Annotated in this window: 13 protein-coding genes; 8 read left to right on the top strand and 5 right to left on the bottom strand. The window is 69.8% G+C overall.

Translation table 11 applies throughout. From position 1 onward, the window contains the following. Positions 1-4: 4 nt before the first annotated feature. Positions 5-2,134: a penicillin acylase family protein gene (locus tag IE307_RS07270; RefSeq protein ID WP_191296931.1), complete on the top strand. Its 2,130-nt coding sequence runs from the start codon at positions 5-7 to the stop codon at positions 2,132-2,134. On the opposite strand, the gene IE307_RS07265 is transcribed toward IE307_RS07270, so the two are convergent. After that, positions 2,112-2,897 carry a crotonase/enoyl-CoA hydratase family protein gene (locus tag IE307_RS07265; protein WP_191296929.1) on the bottom strand — a complete coding sequence of 262 codons (786 nt, stop codon included), beginning with the start codon at positions 2,895-2,897 and terminating at the stop codon, positions 2,112-2,114. The two genes, IE307_RS07270 and IE307_RS07265, sit on opposite strands and share 23 nt — an antisense overlap. Positions 2,898-2,952: 55 nt before the next feature. Between IE307_RS07265 and IE307_RS07260 the strand changes: the two genes are divergently transcribed. The 7 genes from IE307_RS07260 (at position 2,953) to IE307_RS07230 (ending at position 11,792) form a co-directional block, all read left to right on the top strand. Then, complete coding sequence (locus IE307_RS07260; protein ID WP_191296927.1) at positions 2,953-3,552, top strand: sulfite oxidase-like oxidoreductase; 600 nt, start codon at positions 2,953-2,955, stop codon at positions 3,550-3,552. Beyond that, positions 3,522-4,259, top strand: coding sequence for a ferredoxin reductase (locus IE307_RS07255; RefSeq protein ID WP_191296925.1), 738 nt, complete (start codon positions 3,522-3,524; stop codon positions 4,257-4,259). The genes IE307_RS07260 and IE307_RS07255 overlap by 31 nt, the downstream gene beginning before the upstream one ends. Positions 4,260-4,272: 13 nt before the next feature. Further along, complete coding sequence (locus tag IE307_RS07250; RefSeq protein WP_191296923.1) at positions 4,273-4,530, top strand: DUF6510 family protein; 258 nt, start codon at positions 4,273-4,275, stop codon at positions 4,528-4,530. A gap of 8 nt (positions 4,531-4,538) precedes the next feature. Further along, on the top strand, positions 4,539-5,180 hold the full coding sequence (locus tag IE307_RS07245; RefSeq protein ID WP_191296921.1) for an HAD-IA family hydrolase: 642 nt from the start codon (positions 4,539-4,541) through the stop codon (positions 5,178-5,180). 177 nt (positions 5,181-5,357) lie between these two features. Further along, positions 5,358-8,450: a PA14 domain-containing protein gene (locus tag IE307_RS07240; protein ID WP_191296919.1), complete on the top strand. Its 3,093-nt coding sequence runs from the start codon at positions 5,358-5,360 to the stop codon at positions 8,448-8,450. Between the two features lie 38 nt (positions 8,451-8,488). Further along, positions 8,489-9,502 carry a LacI family DNA-binding transcriptional regulator gene (locus tag IE307_RS07235; RefSeq protein WP_191296917.1) on the top strand — a complete coding sequence of 338 codons (1,014 nt, stop codon included), beginning with the start codon at positions 8,489-8,491 and terminating at the stop codon, positions 9,500-9,502. Between the two features lie 94 nt (positions 9,503-9,596). Continuing rightward, positions 9,597-11,792, top strand: coding sequence for a discoidin domain-containing protein (locus IE307_RS07230; RefSeq protein WP_191296916.1), 2,196 nt, complete (start codon positions 9,597-9,599; stop codon positions 11,790-11,792). On the opposite strand, the gene IE307_RS07225 is transcribed toward IE307_RS07230, so the two are convergent. The 4 genes from IE307_RS07225 to IE307_RS07210 all read right to left on the bottom strand — a co-directional run bounded on the left by IE307_RS07225 (position 11,783) and on the right by IE307_RS07210 (position 15,214). Beyond that, positions 11,783-12,265, bottom strand: a complete 483-nt coding sequence (locus tag IE307_RS07225; protein WP_191296914.1) for a DUF305 domain-containing protein — start codon at positions 12,263-12,265, stop codon at positions 11,783-11,785. The genes IE307_RS07230 and IE307_RS07225 overlap by 10 nt on opposite strands. A 32-nt stretch (positions 12,266-12,297) precedes the next feature. Next, positions 12,298-13,206: a DUF1996 domain-containing protein gene (locus tag IE307_RS07220; RefSeq protein WP_229904491.1), complete on the bottom strand. Its 909-nt coding sequence runs from the start codon at positions 13,204-13,206 to the stop codon at positions 12,298-12,300. A gap of 273 nt (positions 13,207-13,479) precedes the next feature. Beyond that, a complete protein-coding gene (locus IE307_RS07215) occupies positions 13,480-14,556 on the bottom strand; it encodes a sensor histidine kinase (protein WP_191296912.1) in 1,077 nt (358 codons plus the stop codon). Further along, on the bottom strand, positions 14,549-15,214 hold the full coding sequence (locus IE307_RS07210) for a response regulator transcription factor (protein WP_191296910.1): 666 nt from the start codon (positions 15,212-15,214) through the stop codon (positions 14,549-14,551). The genes IE307_RS07215 and IE307_RS07210 overlap by 8 nt, the downstream gene beginning before the upstream one ends. Between the last annotated feature and the right edge of the window lie 10 nt (positions 15,215-15,224).

Genomic DNA, 15,224 nt, shown 5'->3' with positions numbered 1-15,224 from the left:
GTCGGTGAGCCCACCCGCTGTCGCCGGTGGCGGCACGGTGATCAGACGGACTTCGTACGGCATTCCGCACGTGCTGGCCGATGACTACCGCGGAGTGGGGCAAGGGCTCGGCTACGCGTTCGCCGAGGACAACGCCTGTGTCATGGCGGAGATCGTCGTGACCCTTGCCGCGGAGCGGTCGCGGTGGTTCGGGCCGGACGGTGTGGCCGGCGACCTGCACTACCAGCGGCTCAACCAGTCCGGTGTGGTCGAACGGAATCTCGCCGGAGTGTCGAGGCAGGCACGGGATCTCGTGCGCGGGTACGTGGCCGGGTTCAACCGGTACCTCGCGGAGAACGGGCTGCCCGAGGCCTGCGAGCGGTGGGCGCGGCCCATCACCGAGATCGACGTGTGGAGGCGCGTGCACCAGGTCGCCGGCCTGACCGGCGGCGAAGGCTTCCAGGAGCAGCTCGTCTCCGCCCAACCGCCCGGCGCACCGATCACGGCTCCCGCGCGTGGGGAGGCGGAACGACCGGGCAGCAACGGAATCGCGCTCGGCCGGCAGTCGACCGCGGCCGGCACCGGGATGGTGCTGGGCAACCCGCACTTCGACTGGGACGACACCTGGCGCTTCTACCAGCACCACCTCACGATCCCCGGTGAGCTGAACGTCAGCGGCGCGGGCCTGTACGGCCTGCCCCTGGTCAACATCGGCCACAACGACCGGCTCGGCTGGACCCACACCGCGTCCGAGGCGCAGACGGTGACGCTGTCGAAGCTCACGCTCGTCCCCGGTGACCCGACCAGCTACGTGGTGGACGGCAAGGCGCACCGCATGATCGCCGAACAGGTCACCGCCGGCGGCACCACGCGGACCCTCTACCGCACACCGGACGGCCCGGTGGTCGAGGACGACCTCGCTCTGCAGTGGACGGACACCACGGCGTTCGTGCTGCGCGACGCCAACCACGGCAACCTGCGGGTCGTCGACCAGTGGCTCGCCATCGCCCGCGCCCGCAGCGTTCCCGAGCTGCACAACGCACTCGTGCGCCACCAGGCGCTGCCGTGGGTCAACACGCTCGCCTCGGACTCCACCGGCACCGCCTACTACGGTGACGTCCAGGTCGTCCCGCACGTCACCGACGACCAGCGGGCCCGCTGCGCCGCCGACGTGCCGATCGGCCTGGTGGTCCTCGACGGCAGCCGGTCGGACTGCGGCTGGGGCGCCGACCCCGACGCCGTCACACCGGGCAGGCTCGGCCCGAGCCGGTTGCCCGCGCTGATCCGGCGCGACCACGTCAGCAACTTCAACGACAGCCCGTGGCTCGCGAACCCGGCCGCCCCGCTGACCGGCTACCCGTCGATCGTCGGCGACGTCGGCACCGAGCGCTCGCCGCGCACCCGCGTGGGCCTGGACATGATCGGCACCAACGACTTCTCACTGTCCACTCTGGAATCGGCGATGCTCCGCAACCGCAACCTCACGGCCGAACAGGGCCGTGCCGCGGTGGTGGAGATGTGCCGGGCCAACCCGACCCTGCCCGCGGGCGACGGCCGGCCCGTCGACGTCCGCGCGGCCTGCTCGGCCCTGGCCGCCTGGCCCGGCACCGGGGACACCGGGGAAACCAGCCGGGGCGCGTACTTCTGGCGTTCGTTCATCACCCTGACCGGCCGTCCCGGCACGAAGCTGTGGCAGGTGCCGTTCGACCCGGCCGACCCCGTCCACACCCCGCGCGGCGTCAACGCGGCCGACCCCGGCGTCCAGCGGGCGTTCGCCGACACCGTCCAGGCGTTCGCGGCGGCCGGGGTCGCGGTGGACGTGCCCCTCGACGCCGTGCAGCGGTACGAGGGCGTCCCGATCCACGGGTGCCGCGGTCCGGAGGGCTGCTTCAACGTGATCTCGGTGCCCGGCCCGCCGCGGCCGGGTGAGACGCAGGAGATCCCGCACGGCACCAGCTTCGTGATGGCGGTGGAACTGACGAGGAACGGGCCGCGGATGAGCTCGCTGCTGGTCTACGGGCAGTCCGCGGACCCGGCCTCCCCGCACCACACCGACCAGGCGCGGCTGTACGCGAAGAAGCAGTGGGTGAAGGGGGAGTTCACCGAACGGGAGATCTCCCGCAACGCCGACCTCAGCGTTCACCGCCTGCGCTGAACCTCCCGTGCCGACCGGCGCCGTCAGCGAACCTGGCGGCGCCGGCCACCCCTTCCCGCGCCACGACCGGCACCCCCGCCGCCCCTTCCGCCCGCAACGCCTCCGCCGTCCCCAGGTCCAGCCCGGCGTACGTGGAAGCCCGGTTCACCAGCACGCACTCGAACGGGAACGCCGCGATCTGCTCCGCCAGCTCCACCGCCGCGGCCACCGCCCGACCGGGCTCCACCACCCGGTTCGCCAGCCCGATCGCCAGCGCCTCGTCGGCGAGCACCGGCCGCCCGGTGAGGATCAGGTCCAAGGCACGCCCCAGCCCCACGATCCGGGGCAGCCGCACGGTGCCGCCGTCGATCAACGGCACGCCCCACCGCCGGCAGAACACCCCGAACACCGCGTCGCTCTCCACCACCCGCAGGTCGGCCAGCAACGCGAGCTCCAGCCCGCCCGCCACCGCGTACCCGCTGACCGCCGCGATCAGGGGCTTGCTCAACCGCAACCGGGTCGGCCCCATCGGACCCGCGCCGCCACCGGACGGATCGAGCTCGTTGCGGCGAGCGGGGTCTCCGACGGACGTGAGGTCCGCGCCCGCGCAGAACGTCCCGCCCTCGCCCGCGAGGACCGCCACCCGTTGCGAGGGGTCCGCCTCGAACGCCAGGAAGGCGTCCAGCAACGCGGCCGCCATCGGACCGTCGACCGCGTTGCGCCGGTCCGGGCGGTTCATCCGGATCAGCGTCGTCGTGCCGGTGACCTCGACCGTGACGTCCATGTGACCTCCGTGATCATCAGTGGCGCTCGGGCCGCCGCTGTCGTCTACTGACACGATGCCAATCGTCTCTCCCGGTTTCACCGGGCGACGCCAGTCACCGGACGTGCAGCTGCCGCCCGGTCAGTACCTGGCAGAGGACTTCCCGGTCCTCACGGCGGGCCCGACGCCGCGCGTGACGACCGACCGGTGGCAGTTCACGGTCAACACCGAGGCCGGTCAGCGCTACGACTGGTCGTGGCAGCAGCTGATCGAGCTGCCCGCGGAGAAGATCACGACGGACATCCACTGCGTCACCAAGTGGTCGAAGCTCGGCACCCGCTGGAAGGGCGTCTCGCTCGACGTCCTGCTGGAGGACGTCGAGACGGCCGCCGACTACGCGCTCGTGCAGTCCTACGGCGGCTACACCACGAACCTGCCGCTCGAGGACCTGATCGACGGCCAGGCGTGGATCGCCTACCGCTACGACGGCGAGGAGCTCACGCCCGAGCACGGCGGCCCGGCGCGACTGCTGGTGCCGCACCTGTACTTCTGGAAGTCGGCCAAGTGGGTCCGCGGGATCCAGTTGCTGCTCGAGGACGAACCCGGCTTCTGGGAAAGCGCGGGCTACCACGACTACGGAGACCCATGGCGCGAGCAGCGGTATCAGGGCGACTGACCTGGCGGGTCGCCGAACTGGCCGAGGTCACCGACATCACCGGCAGCGCGCGGAGCCTCGTGTTCGACGTGCCCGGCTGGCCCGGCCACCTACCGGGACAGCACGTCGACGTCCGCCTCACCGCCGAGGACGGCTACTCGGTGCAGCGCAGCTACTCGATCTCCTCCGCACCGGACGGGGAGCGGTTCGAGCTGAGCGTGCAACGGGTCGCCGACGGCGAGGTGTCGCCGTACCTGTGCGACGTGCTGTCCCCGGGCGACCAGGTCGAGCTGCGAGGCCCCGTCGGCGGCTGGTTCGTCTGGCGCGCCACCGACCAGGCACCGGTGACCCTCGTGGCCGGCGGCTCGGGCATCGCGCCGCTGATGGCGATGATCCGCACACGGGCCGCCGAGGGCAGCCGGGTGCCGTTCCGCCTGATCTACTCGGTGCGCACTCCCGAGGACGTCTACTACGCCGACGAGCTGCGCCGCCGCGCCCGCGAGGACAACGGCCTCGACGTGCACCTCGTCCACACCCGCCGGTCCCCGGAGGGCGCACCGCCGCCGGGCCGCCTGGGCCTCGCCACCCTCAACACCCACGCGTGGCCCGCCGACTTCGCCCCGAACGTCTTCGTCTGCGGACCGACCGGGTTCGTCGAGACGGTGTCCGACATCTTCGTGGCGCTCGGCCACGACCCCCGCCGCGTCCGCACGGAACGCTTCGGCTGACAGGAGAGCACCGATGAACCATGTGGACGGCAACGCGCTGGCCGGCGACCTGCGCGAGATCTTCGCCGTGGACCTGACCGCCGCGACGGGCCAGTGCTCCGGCTGCGGCTACAAGGGCTCGGTCGCGAGCCTGCGCGTCTACCAGAACGCTCCGGGCGTCGTCGCGCGCTGCCCGCACTGCGAGGAGGTCGTCCTGCGACTCGTGCGCGGACGCGACCGCGCGTGGCTCGACCTGCGCGGCACGGTCAGCCTGGAGATCCCGCTGCCTTGAGGAGAACGATGAACCTGGCCTGCCAGGCGGTGCTGTTCGACATGGACGGCGTGCTGACCGACTCGACGGTCTCCGCCGAACACGCGTGGACGCAGTGGGCGCACGAGTACGGCGTCGACCCCGAGGAGGTGCTGCGCGGTTTGCACGGCCGTCGTGCCACGGACACGGTCCGCATGTACGTGGCTGATTCCGTGCACGCCGAGGCGTTGGCGCGGATCAACGAGATCGAGGTCGCCGACGCCGGCTCGACCAGTGAGATCCCTGGGGCTCGTGAGCTGGCGGAGTCGTTGCCGGGGAACTGGGCCCTGGTCACGTCCGCTCCGCCCGAGTTGCTCGTGGTCCGGCTGGCTGCCGTGGGGATTTCGCTGCCGTCGGTGGTCATCAACGGTGATGACGTGACGCGTGGCAAGCCTGATCCCGAGGGGTATCTGAGGGCTGCTGAGAAGCTGGGCGTGCCTGTCGGGGAGTGCGTGGTGTTCGAGGACAGCGGCAACGGGGTGGCGGCGGGGCTTGCCGCTGGAGCGGGGACCGTGGTCGGTGTCGGCGAGGCCGCTCTGGAGACGCCCGCGCCGGTTGTCGTGAGGAACTTGCGGTCGGTTCGGTGGAGTGGCGGCGCCGTCGAGGTGTCCGACGCGCTCAGAGCTGTTTGATCCCGTCAGTTCTGGACCGCCTCCACTTCTCCCGACCCCAGAACGTCATTTCCCGGAAACTTGTCCGGTTTGACATGGCCGATACCTCCGAACGGCCGTAGCCCGGTTGTTGAATCGTGTGCGTTGATGTGAGGGAGCGCACTTACAACGTTGTAAAAACGAAGGGGATCTTCGCCGATGAAGAAAACCGCCCCCGTACTCGTCGCGTTGCTGCTGGCGCTGGGGATAGCGCCCAGCACGCAGGCCGCTGCCGCCGCCGAGCCCGTGCACGGCCTGAAGGGCGAGTACTTCAGCATGTCGGCACCGGGAGCGCGGGACTTCGCGACCCTGGGCGGCACCGTGCTCGACGCCGACGTGAACCAGGGTGACCTGACGGGTGTGTTCGGGTTCCTGAACGGCCGCACCGAGCACACGACCGCGCGGTGGACCGGGCAGATCGCGGTCCCGCAGACCGGCGACTACACGTTCCACGCCATCGGCGACAACGGGTTCCGCCTGCTGATCGACGACAAGTCCGTGATCGACCACTGGGTGCCGGACTGGGACCGCGAGCAGACCAGCGCGCCGGTCACGCTCACCGCCGGCAAGCAGTACGCCTTCAAGCTGGAGATGTTCCAGGACGTCGGCGGCGCCAACATGTTCCTGCGCTGGTCGAGCGCGAACACGCCCAAGCAACTCGTCCCGAGCTCGGCGTTCACGCCGCCGGCGGACTTCAAGGTCGTGCCGCGCACGGCGGAGGTCTCCAAGGACGGGCGCACGCTCTCCGCGGACTTCGGTGGCCGCGTCACGGGCACGAACGACCTCAAGGAACACCTGCGCGTCGAGGTCGACGCCACCCCGTTCCCGATCTCGCTCATCACCACGAACCGCAACCGGGCGACGATCCGGCTGGGCGAGAGGGTGCTGAAGGGCCAGCGGGTCCGGATCTACTACGACGGCGCGGGCGCGCTCGCGGTCGACGGTGAGAAGATCGGGAAGACCGCTCGCACGACCGGCAACGTCTCGACCGAACGGCTTCGCACGCCGTGGGGCGAGAAGGTCGACACGCGCAACCCGCTGCCGGAGTACCCGAGGCCGCAGCTGGAACGCGACAAGTGGCTCAACCTCAACGGTCCGTGGGAGTTCGCGGCGGCCAAGGCCGGCGAGCAGCCCGCGTTCGGCAAGAAGCTGCGCGAGAAGGTCGTCGTCCCGTACCCGATCGAGTCGCAGCTCTCCGGGCTCGAACGGCACGAGGACCACATGTTCTACCGCAAGACGGTGTCCGTGCCGCACGACTGGCGCATCGGCAACGGCCAGCGGTTGAAGCTCAACTTCGGTGCGGTCGACTACGAGGCCAAGGTCTGGGTGAACGGCAAGCTCGTCGCCGAGCACACCGGCGGTTACACGGCGTTCAGCGCGGACATCACCGACGTGCTCAAGCGCGGTGAGCAGGAGATCGTCGTCGGCGTCACCGACACGACCGGCCCGAACCAGCCCAAGGGCAAGCAGTCGCCCAACCCCAGCGGCATCTTCTACACGCCGTCGTCGGGCATCTGGCAGACCGTGTGGATGGAGCCGGTCGCGGACAAGGGCATCGACGAGATCAAGACGACCCCCGACCTCGCCTCCAGCTCGCTGACGGTGAACGTCAAGTCCGCCGGCAACGCCACCGTCACCGCGGTCGCGCGCGACGCCAAGGGCAAGCAGGTCGGCACGGTCACCGGAGCCGCGAACTCGAACCTCAAGCTCTCGGTGCCGAACCCGCACCTGTGGACGCCGGACGACCCGTACCTCTACAAGCTCGACATCACGCTCGGCAAGGACAAGGTCAAGAGCTACTTCGGCATGCGCTCCACCGGCATCGCGAACGTCGGCGGCACGCCCAAGCTGACGCTCAACGGCCAGCCGATCTTCAACCTGATGCAGCTCGACCAGGGCTTCTACCCGGACGGCCTGAACACGGCGCCGAGCGACGAGGCGCTGGTCTTCGACCTGAAGGCGCAGAAGGACCTCGGCTTCAACGCGGTCCGCAAGCACATCAAGGCCGAACCCGCCCGCTGGTACTACCACGCCGACCGGCTCGGACTGCTGGTGTGGCAGGACTTCGTGGCCCTCGAGGACGGCAACAACCCGCTCTCGCAGGAGCGGTTCGTCAAGGAGGGCAAGGAGCTGATGCACCAGCTCCAGAACTACCCGTCGATCTACGCCTGGATCGTGTTCAACGAGGGCTGGGGCGAGTGGGACCGCACCGTGACCGGTCAGATCACCGACGAGGTCAAGGCGCTCGACCCGAGCCGCGTCGTCAGCGCCCACAGCGGCGTGAACTGCTGCGCCTCCAAGGGTGACAGCGGCAAGGGCGACGTCATCGACCACCACGACTACAACAACACCGACCCGGCCCGCCCGGACGGCAAGCGCGTCGTGATGGACGGCGAGCACGGCGGCTTCACGCTGCGCACGCCGGGTCACCAGTGGCCGGGTGCGCCGATCGCGATCTACAGCGGTGTGGCGGACAAGGCGGCGCTGACGGCGAAGTACGTCGACAACACCCGCACGTTCTACCTCGGCCAGGCCCGCGCGGAGATGTCCGCGTCGGTCTACACGCAGGTCACCGACCTCGAGGGCGAGCTCAACGGGCTCTGGACCTACGACCGCAAGCGCATCAAGGTCGACCCGGGTCCGGTCCGCGAGATCAACCGGCGCGTCATCGAGGCCGGTGCGAACGCGGGCAAGCCGTACCCGTACGCGGGCAGCGGCGAGTGGAAGCTGAACGAGACCAAGGGAGCCACGGCCAAGGACTCGACCGGCAAGAACTCGCTGACGCTCAGCCCGGCCGGCGCCACCTGGAAGGACGGGGCGCTGGAGCTCAAGAACGGCTCGGCGGAGACCTACGGCCCGGTCGTCGACACGACCAAGGACTACACGGTGTCGGCGAAGGTCCGGCTCAACGAGGTGCCCGCCAACTACGCCTCCGCGGTGAGCCAGGACGGCAGGGAGCGGGAGAACCCCTTCTACCTGCAGTACGGCCAGGGCGCGTTCGCGTTCAGCACGCCGGGTGGCAACCGCGCCCGGTTCGAGGTCACGCCGGAGATCGGCCGCTGGTACGAGCTCAAGGGTGAGCGCAAGGGCAACGAGATCCGGCTCTACGTGGACGGGGCGCTGGTCGCCACGACCACGGCGGGACCGGCGATCGAGAGCACCGGCGCGCTCGCGGTCGGGCGCGCCAAGTACAACGGCCAGAACGTCGACTTCTGGCCCGGTGCGATCAAGGACGTGCGCGTCACCTCCTGATCACGGGAGAACGCTCTCCGGCGTGGTACAACCGTGGCATGAGCAAGGTTGCGCCCACGCTGGAGGACGTCGCGCGAGTCGCGGGAGTGTCTCGCGCGACGGTCTCCCGTGTCGTCAACGGCACGCGGAACGTCGATCCCGACATCCAGGAGACGGTGCGCAACGCGATCGAGCAGACCGGGTACACGCCGAACAGGGCGGCCCGGTCTCTCGTCACCCGGCGCACCGGCACGGTCGCCCTGGTGATCTCAGGCACGAGCGGGGGGTCGGACGTCTTCACCGACCCGTTCTTCGGCCGCGTGACGGCGGGCGTGGTCGACTTCCTGCGGGGCCACAGCGTCCACCCCGTGCTCATGCTCGCCGACTCCGACCCGGCGCGGACCGAGGTCGTCGAGTTCCTCAGACAGGGCAGCGCCGACGGCGCGCTGCTGGTCTCCACCCACCCCGACGACCCGCTGCCCGCCAGGCTGGTGGACGCGGGAGTGCCCTCGGTGCTCTACGCGCGGCCCGGCAGGCCGATGCCGATCAGCTACGTCGACATGGACCACCGCGCGGGCGGCAGGATGGCCGCCGACCACCTCGTGGCGTCCGGGCGCTACAACATCACCACGATCTCCGGCCCGATGGACGTCCTGGCGAGCCAGGACCGGCACGCCGGGTTCCGCGACGCCATGGCCCGCCACGGGTTCCCGTACGTGCCCACCGCCGAGGGCGGTTTCACGGCGGAGAGCGGCGCGGCCGCGATGCACCAGCTGCTCACCGAGTGCCCCGACCTCGACGCCGTGTTCGCCGCCAACGACCTGATGGCGCAGGCGGCCGTGGACGTGCTGCTGGAGCACGGACTGCGCGTCCCCGACGCCGTGGCCGTGATCGGGTTCGACGACAGCGCGCCGGCGCTGGCCTGCCGCCCGCAGCTCACCACGATCCGGCAGCCCGTCGAGAAGATGGCCGCCCAGATGGCCGACCTGCTGCTCGCCGACCTGGAAAAACCGGGACAACGGCCGAGATCCGCCATCTTCGAACCGGAACTCGTCATCAGGGCCTCTGCCTGATTGACCTGCCCGACACCCGGCGTTAACGTCCCTTGGGAGAGCGCTCTCACGCCCCTGTCCAAGGCTTTCAGCCCTTCCCCCGTCAGGCAGGACCATGGGCTCAACCCTGTCCAGGGCCGCCGCGTTCGCCGCTGCCGCTCTGTGTTTGGTGACCACCGTCAGCGCTACCTCCCAAGCCGGTGCCGCCGCGTGCGGTACCACCAACGTCGCTCTCAACCGCCCTGCCACCGCGTCGTCGACGGAGAACGGCGGGACCCCTGCTTCCGCTGCCGTGGACGGCAACGCCGGCAGCCGCTGGTCGTCGCAGTTCTCGGATCCGCAGTGGTTGCAGGTGGATCTGGGTTCCACGCAACAGGTCTGCCGCGTCTCCCTCGCTTGGGAAGGCGCGTACGGCAAGGCTTTCCAGGTCCAGGTGTCGGACACGGCCGCCGCGAACTCGTGGCGGGACGTCTACTCGACCACCACGAGCACGAGCGGCACGCAGTCGCTCGACGTCAGCGGTTCCGGCCGGTACGTGCGGGTGTACGGCACCCAGCGCGGCACCGGCTACGGCTACTCGTTGTGGGAGCTGGGTGTCTACGCGACCACGCCCGACACTCCGGGTGTCACCCCGACCGATCCGCGTAACCCGGACTTCGGGCCGAACGTGTACGTCTACGGTCCGGGGTCGTCGCAGTCGGAGATACAGTCGCGCCTGGATTCGATCTCGGCGCAGATGAAGACGAACCAGTTCGGGCCGCAGCGCCACGCCGTGCTGTTCAAGCCGGGCAGCTACAACGCGGACGTGAACCTGCGGTTCTACACCCAGATCGTCGGTCTCGGGTTGATGCCGGACGACGTGAACATCAACGGGCACATCCGCGTTGAGGCGGATTGGTTGCAGCAGGGCAACGACCCGAACAACCTGGGCAATGCGACGCAGAACTTCTGGCGTGGTGCGGAGAACTTGTCGGTGACGTTGCCGGCGAACCAGATCGAGCGGTGGGCGGTGTCGCAGGCGACGGCGTACCGGCGGATGCACCTGCGTGGTCAGGCGCATCTGTGGAACGGCTACGACGGCTGGGCCAGTGGCGGGTTGATCGTCGACAGCAAGATCGACGGCGTGACCGTGTCGGGTTCGCAGCAGCAGTTCCTGACCCGCAACAGCAACCTGGCGGGCGGCTGGTCGGGCTCGGTGTGGAACATGGTGTTCGCCGGCACCCAGGGTGCGCCGGCCAACAACTTCCCGAACCCGTCGCACACGACCGTCGACACGTCGCCGGTGACGCGGGAGAAGCCGTACCTGTACTTCGACAACTCCGGTGAGTACCGGGTGTTCGTCCCGGCTCTGCGCCAGAACTCGCGGGGTACCAGCTGGGAGAACGGCAACCCCGGTTCGTCGGTGTCTTTGGCGGACTTCTTCATCGTGAAGCCGGGTACCCCGGCGGCAACGATCAACGCGGCGCTGACGCAGGGCAAGCACCTGCTGCTCACGCCCGGTATCCACCAGCTCGACGACACGATCCGCGTGACCCGCCCGAACACGATCGTGCTGGGTCTCGGTCTGGCGACGTTGACGCCGACCACAGGTAAAGCCGCGTTGACGACGTCCGATGTGGACGGTGTGAAGCTGGCCGGGTTCCTGGTCGACGCGGGTGTGCAGAACTCGCCGGTGCTGCTGGAGATCGGTGACTCGACCACGAACTCGCACGCCTCCAACCCCACGTCGTTGCACGACGTGTACCTGCGGGTGGGTGGGTCGCAGGCGGGCAAGGCGACGATGAGCATGCGGGTGAACAGCCGCAACACGATCATCGACCACACCTGGGTGTGGCGCGCCGATCACGGTGAAGGTGTGAGCTGGACGGCCAACCCGGGCCAGAACGGTGTCGTCGTGAACGGTGACGACGTGATCGCGTACGGGTTGTTCGTCGAGCACTACCAGCAGCACAACCTGATCTGGAACGGCAACGGCGGCCGCGTGTACCTCTACCAGAACGAACTGCCGTACGACCCGCCCAACCAGGCCGCGTGGATGAACGGCTCCAAGCGCGGCTGGGCGGGGTACAAGGTCGCCGACACCGTGACGACACATCAGGCGTTCGGCGTCGGGGTCTACGCCTTCAACCAGGCCGACCCGAGCATCGTCACCGACAACGGCTTCGAGGCGCCCAACCGGTCGGGTGTCCGGTTCACGCACCTCGTGGCGGTGTCGCTCGGCGGGGTGGGCACGATCGCGAACGTCATCAACGGCATCGGCGGTCAGGCGGACCTGGCGAACCAGGTCCGGTACGTCGTGAACTACCCCTGACCCAGCCTGGTGAGCTGATCCCTGCGTGACGACTCGACGGACGCCGCGAACTCCTTGGTCGCGGCGTCCGTCCCGTTCTCCAGCTCGCTGCGGGCGAGCTTCGCGGTCTGGTCGAGGTGCTCGTGGAGCTTCTTCTCCAGCGCCGAGGGATCCGTGCGGATGGCCAGCAGGTCGGCCTCGGAGACCAGGCCCGGCATCTGGTGGCCCGCGTGGAGGTTCGTGTCCGGCAGCCCTGCCCGGTCACGCAGTTGCTTCAGGTGGACCAGTTCGCTCTCGTGCGACGCCTTCAGTTCGGTGGCGAACCCGGCGAGTGCGGGCGGGGCGACGTCCAGCGCGGGCAGCAACTGCTCGTTCATCGGGATCATCAGCTGGACCCACGCCGCGTCGGTGGCGTTGAACGGCGAGACCTGCGGTGGCGGGGGAGCGGGCGCGGCGCAGCCCGCCAGCAGCAACGCGGAAACACCCCAGGGCACGCGCCGCCCTGGGGTGCATGAGGAGGACAACCTCACCGCGGCAACCGGTAGTCCGGTCCGAGTGCTGCGCCTCGATGCGGCTTGTACAGGTCGTACCCGCGCGGGTCGCACTGCAGCCCGCCGTTGACGCAGTGCCTCACGAGCGCGGCCTGGGTGGGTGCGTCCCAGGCGTTCATGAAGTCGTAGTGCCAGGTGTAGCCGCGTCCGCTGGAGAGCCGTACGCGGGACATGTCACCGGACACCGGGAACGCCATCTTGAACTCGATCATCGGCACCGCCACGGGGTGCGACGGCGGGCAGACCAGCGTCGCGCGGTCCGGGTAGGCCATGTGCGACTTGTGGTCCGCCGAGTCGAGGTCACGGCCGTTCCAACAGCTCGGCGCCTGGTAGCGGACGTTGAGCTGGCTGCCCGGCGTGCAGTACGCAGGGATGTCCCAGTTGTGGAAGCTGTCGCCGCACTCCCAGCCCTCGACCGCGCCCGGCGCGGTGCGGAACTGCTCCTGCGTCGCCGTGGGACTGCCGACCACGAACCGCATGCCCGGCGGGAACGGCACGACGTCCTGGTACCGCAGGATGCCGGACTTGTAGTAGATGACCTGCGGGAAGTTCGGCGGCACGATCTGGTCGCCGTTGTAGACCGACGGGAACCAGTACGCCGACTTGTCGTCCGGCGTCTTGCAGTTCGACTGGGCCGTCTTGAGCGAGTCGTTCGTGCTGCGGGCGTTGGTGGACGGGTTGCCGAGGAACGTGTGCATGTGCGAGGCGCCCGGCAATCCCGGGAAGACGATGGGGTCGTCCGGGAGGTGGGTGGTGACCGAGCAGTTCGCCTGGAACTCGTGGTGCGTGACGAGGTCGTCGGCCTGCGCCGACTGCGTCGCCACCACGACCACGGCTGCCACCAGGGCAGCCGTCATCGTCAGTGCGCTGAGTTTTCTGGACACCTGTGTCCTCCTGCCGACGTGGGGAAACCGGCTTGGAGAGCGCTCTCCCAAACAGCGTCCCGCCCGGTCGTGGCAGGTGTCAAGACCGGGCTTTTGACAGCGCGGACGTCTGGTCGTACCGTTCGGCGGCAGGTTTGTGAGAGCGCTCTCCGCATCTCCACAAGCTCGATCCACGCCGTCGGAACCCCCGGCGGTGGTGGTGCTCAGCAGATCAGCGTCATGAACACCCCGTCGCCGCTCTCGTCACGTGGGCGGCGACGGGCTGTCGTCCGTTCAGCGACCGGGCAGCCGGATCGTCACGCGCAGGCCACCCCCGGGACGGGCCGCGATGTCGAGGGCGCCCTCGTGCGCCCGGACGATGCTGTGCACGATCGCCAGCCCGAGTCCGACGCCCGCGTGGTCGTCGGAGCGGAAGCGTTCGGTGCCGCGCTGGAACGGCTCGGTGAGCGTCGGCACCAGGTCCGATGGCAGCTCACGGCCGGTGTTCTCGACCCTCACCACGCACGCCTTGTGCTGCGGTTCGGTGTGGATGGTGACCGTGCCGCCGGACGCCAGGTTGTGCACGATCGCGTTCTGCACGAGGTTCGTCACGAGCCGCAGCAGCAGTTCCGGTGAGCCGGTCGTGGTCGCGCGCTCGCCGGTGACGTCGAGGGTGACGCCGCGCCTCTCCGCCGAAGGCAGCAGGGTCTCGGCGGCTTCCTCGGCGATCAGCGAGAGGTCCACGGGCTCACGGGTGAACGTGCCGCGCTCGCCCCGGCTGAGCAGCAGCAGGGCCTCGGTGAGGTCGATCGCGCGGCGGCTCGCGGTGTGCAGGCGGTCGACCAGCTCGCGGTTGATCTTCGACGGGTCCTGGCGGGCCACGTCGAGCAGCGACTGCAAGATCGCGAGCGGGGTGCGGAGTTCGTGCGAGGCGTTCGCGGCGAACCTGCGCTGCTCGGCGACGTGGGACTCGAGCTTCTCCAGCATCGTGTCGAAGACGTCGGACAGCTCGCGGAACTCGTCGGTCTTGCCGGGCAACCGGATCCGGTGCGACAGCGAGCCCTGGGCGGCCAGCCGCGCCGCGTCCGCGATCTTGTCGAGCGGGGAGAGCATCCGGCCCGCGAGCAGCCATCCGCCGACGAGGCCGAACGCGATCAGGCCCACCATGGCGAGGGCCGCCGCGCGGCCGAAGATGCGGGAGAGCAGGTAGCGGTTGGGACTCGTGAAGAGCAGGCCCTGGTCGTTGTCGGGGAGGTAGCGCAGCAGGTACCACCACGACACGGCCAGCAGGACCGCGCCGGCCACGACGACGATGCCCGCGTAGCTGAGGGTGAGCTTCAGGCGGGCGCTCAGTCCCGGCGTCCTAGGCATCCGCGTCGATGCGGTAGCCGACCCCCGGCACCGTCGCGATGAGCCACGGCTCGCCGAGCCGCTTGCGCAGCGCCGAGACGGTGATGCGGACGGCGTTGGTGAACGGGTCGGCGTTCTCGTCCCACGCCCGTTCCAGCAGCTCCTCGGCGCTGACCACTCCGCCCTGCGCGCCGACCAGCACCTCGAGCACCGCGAACTGCTTGCGCGTCAACGCCACGTACTGCCCGTCGCGGAACACCTCGCGCCGGAACGGGTCGAGCCGCAGGCCGCCGATCTCGCTGACGGGCGGCCGCGCGTAGGCGCGCCGGCGGGCGAGCGCCCTGAGCCGCAGCACCAGCTCCCGCAGTTCGAACGGCTTGGTGAGGTAGTCGTCGGCGCCGAGCCCGAAGCCGGACGCCTTGTCGTCGATCCGGTCGGCGGCGGTGAGCATCAGGATCGGCATGCCGCTGCCGGACGCGACGATCCGCCGCGCCACCTCGTCCCCGGACGGGCCGGGGATGTCGCGGTCGAGCACCGCGATGTCGTAGGAGTTGACGCCCAGCAGCTCCAGCGCCGTGTCGCCGTCCCCGGCGATGTCCGCGGCGATCGCCTCCAGCCGCAGCCCGTCCCGGACGGCCTCCGCCAGGTGCGGCTCGTCCTCCACGATCAGCACGCGCATGCCGTCACCT

The organism is Lentzea cavernae, from assembly GCF_014653695.1.
GTDB lineage: Bacteria > Actinomycetota > Actinomycetes > Mycobacteriales > Pseudonocardiaceae > Lentzea > Lentzea cavernae.
Note: the sequence above shows the minus strand (reverse complement) of the source record. Positions and strands in the feature narration are given on the sequence as shown.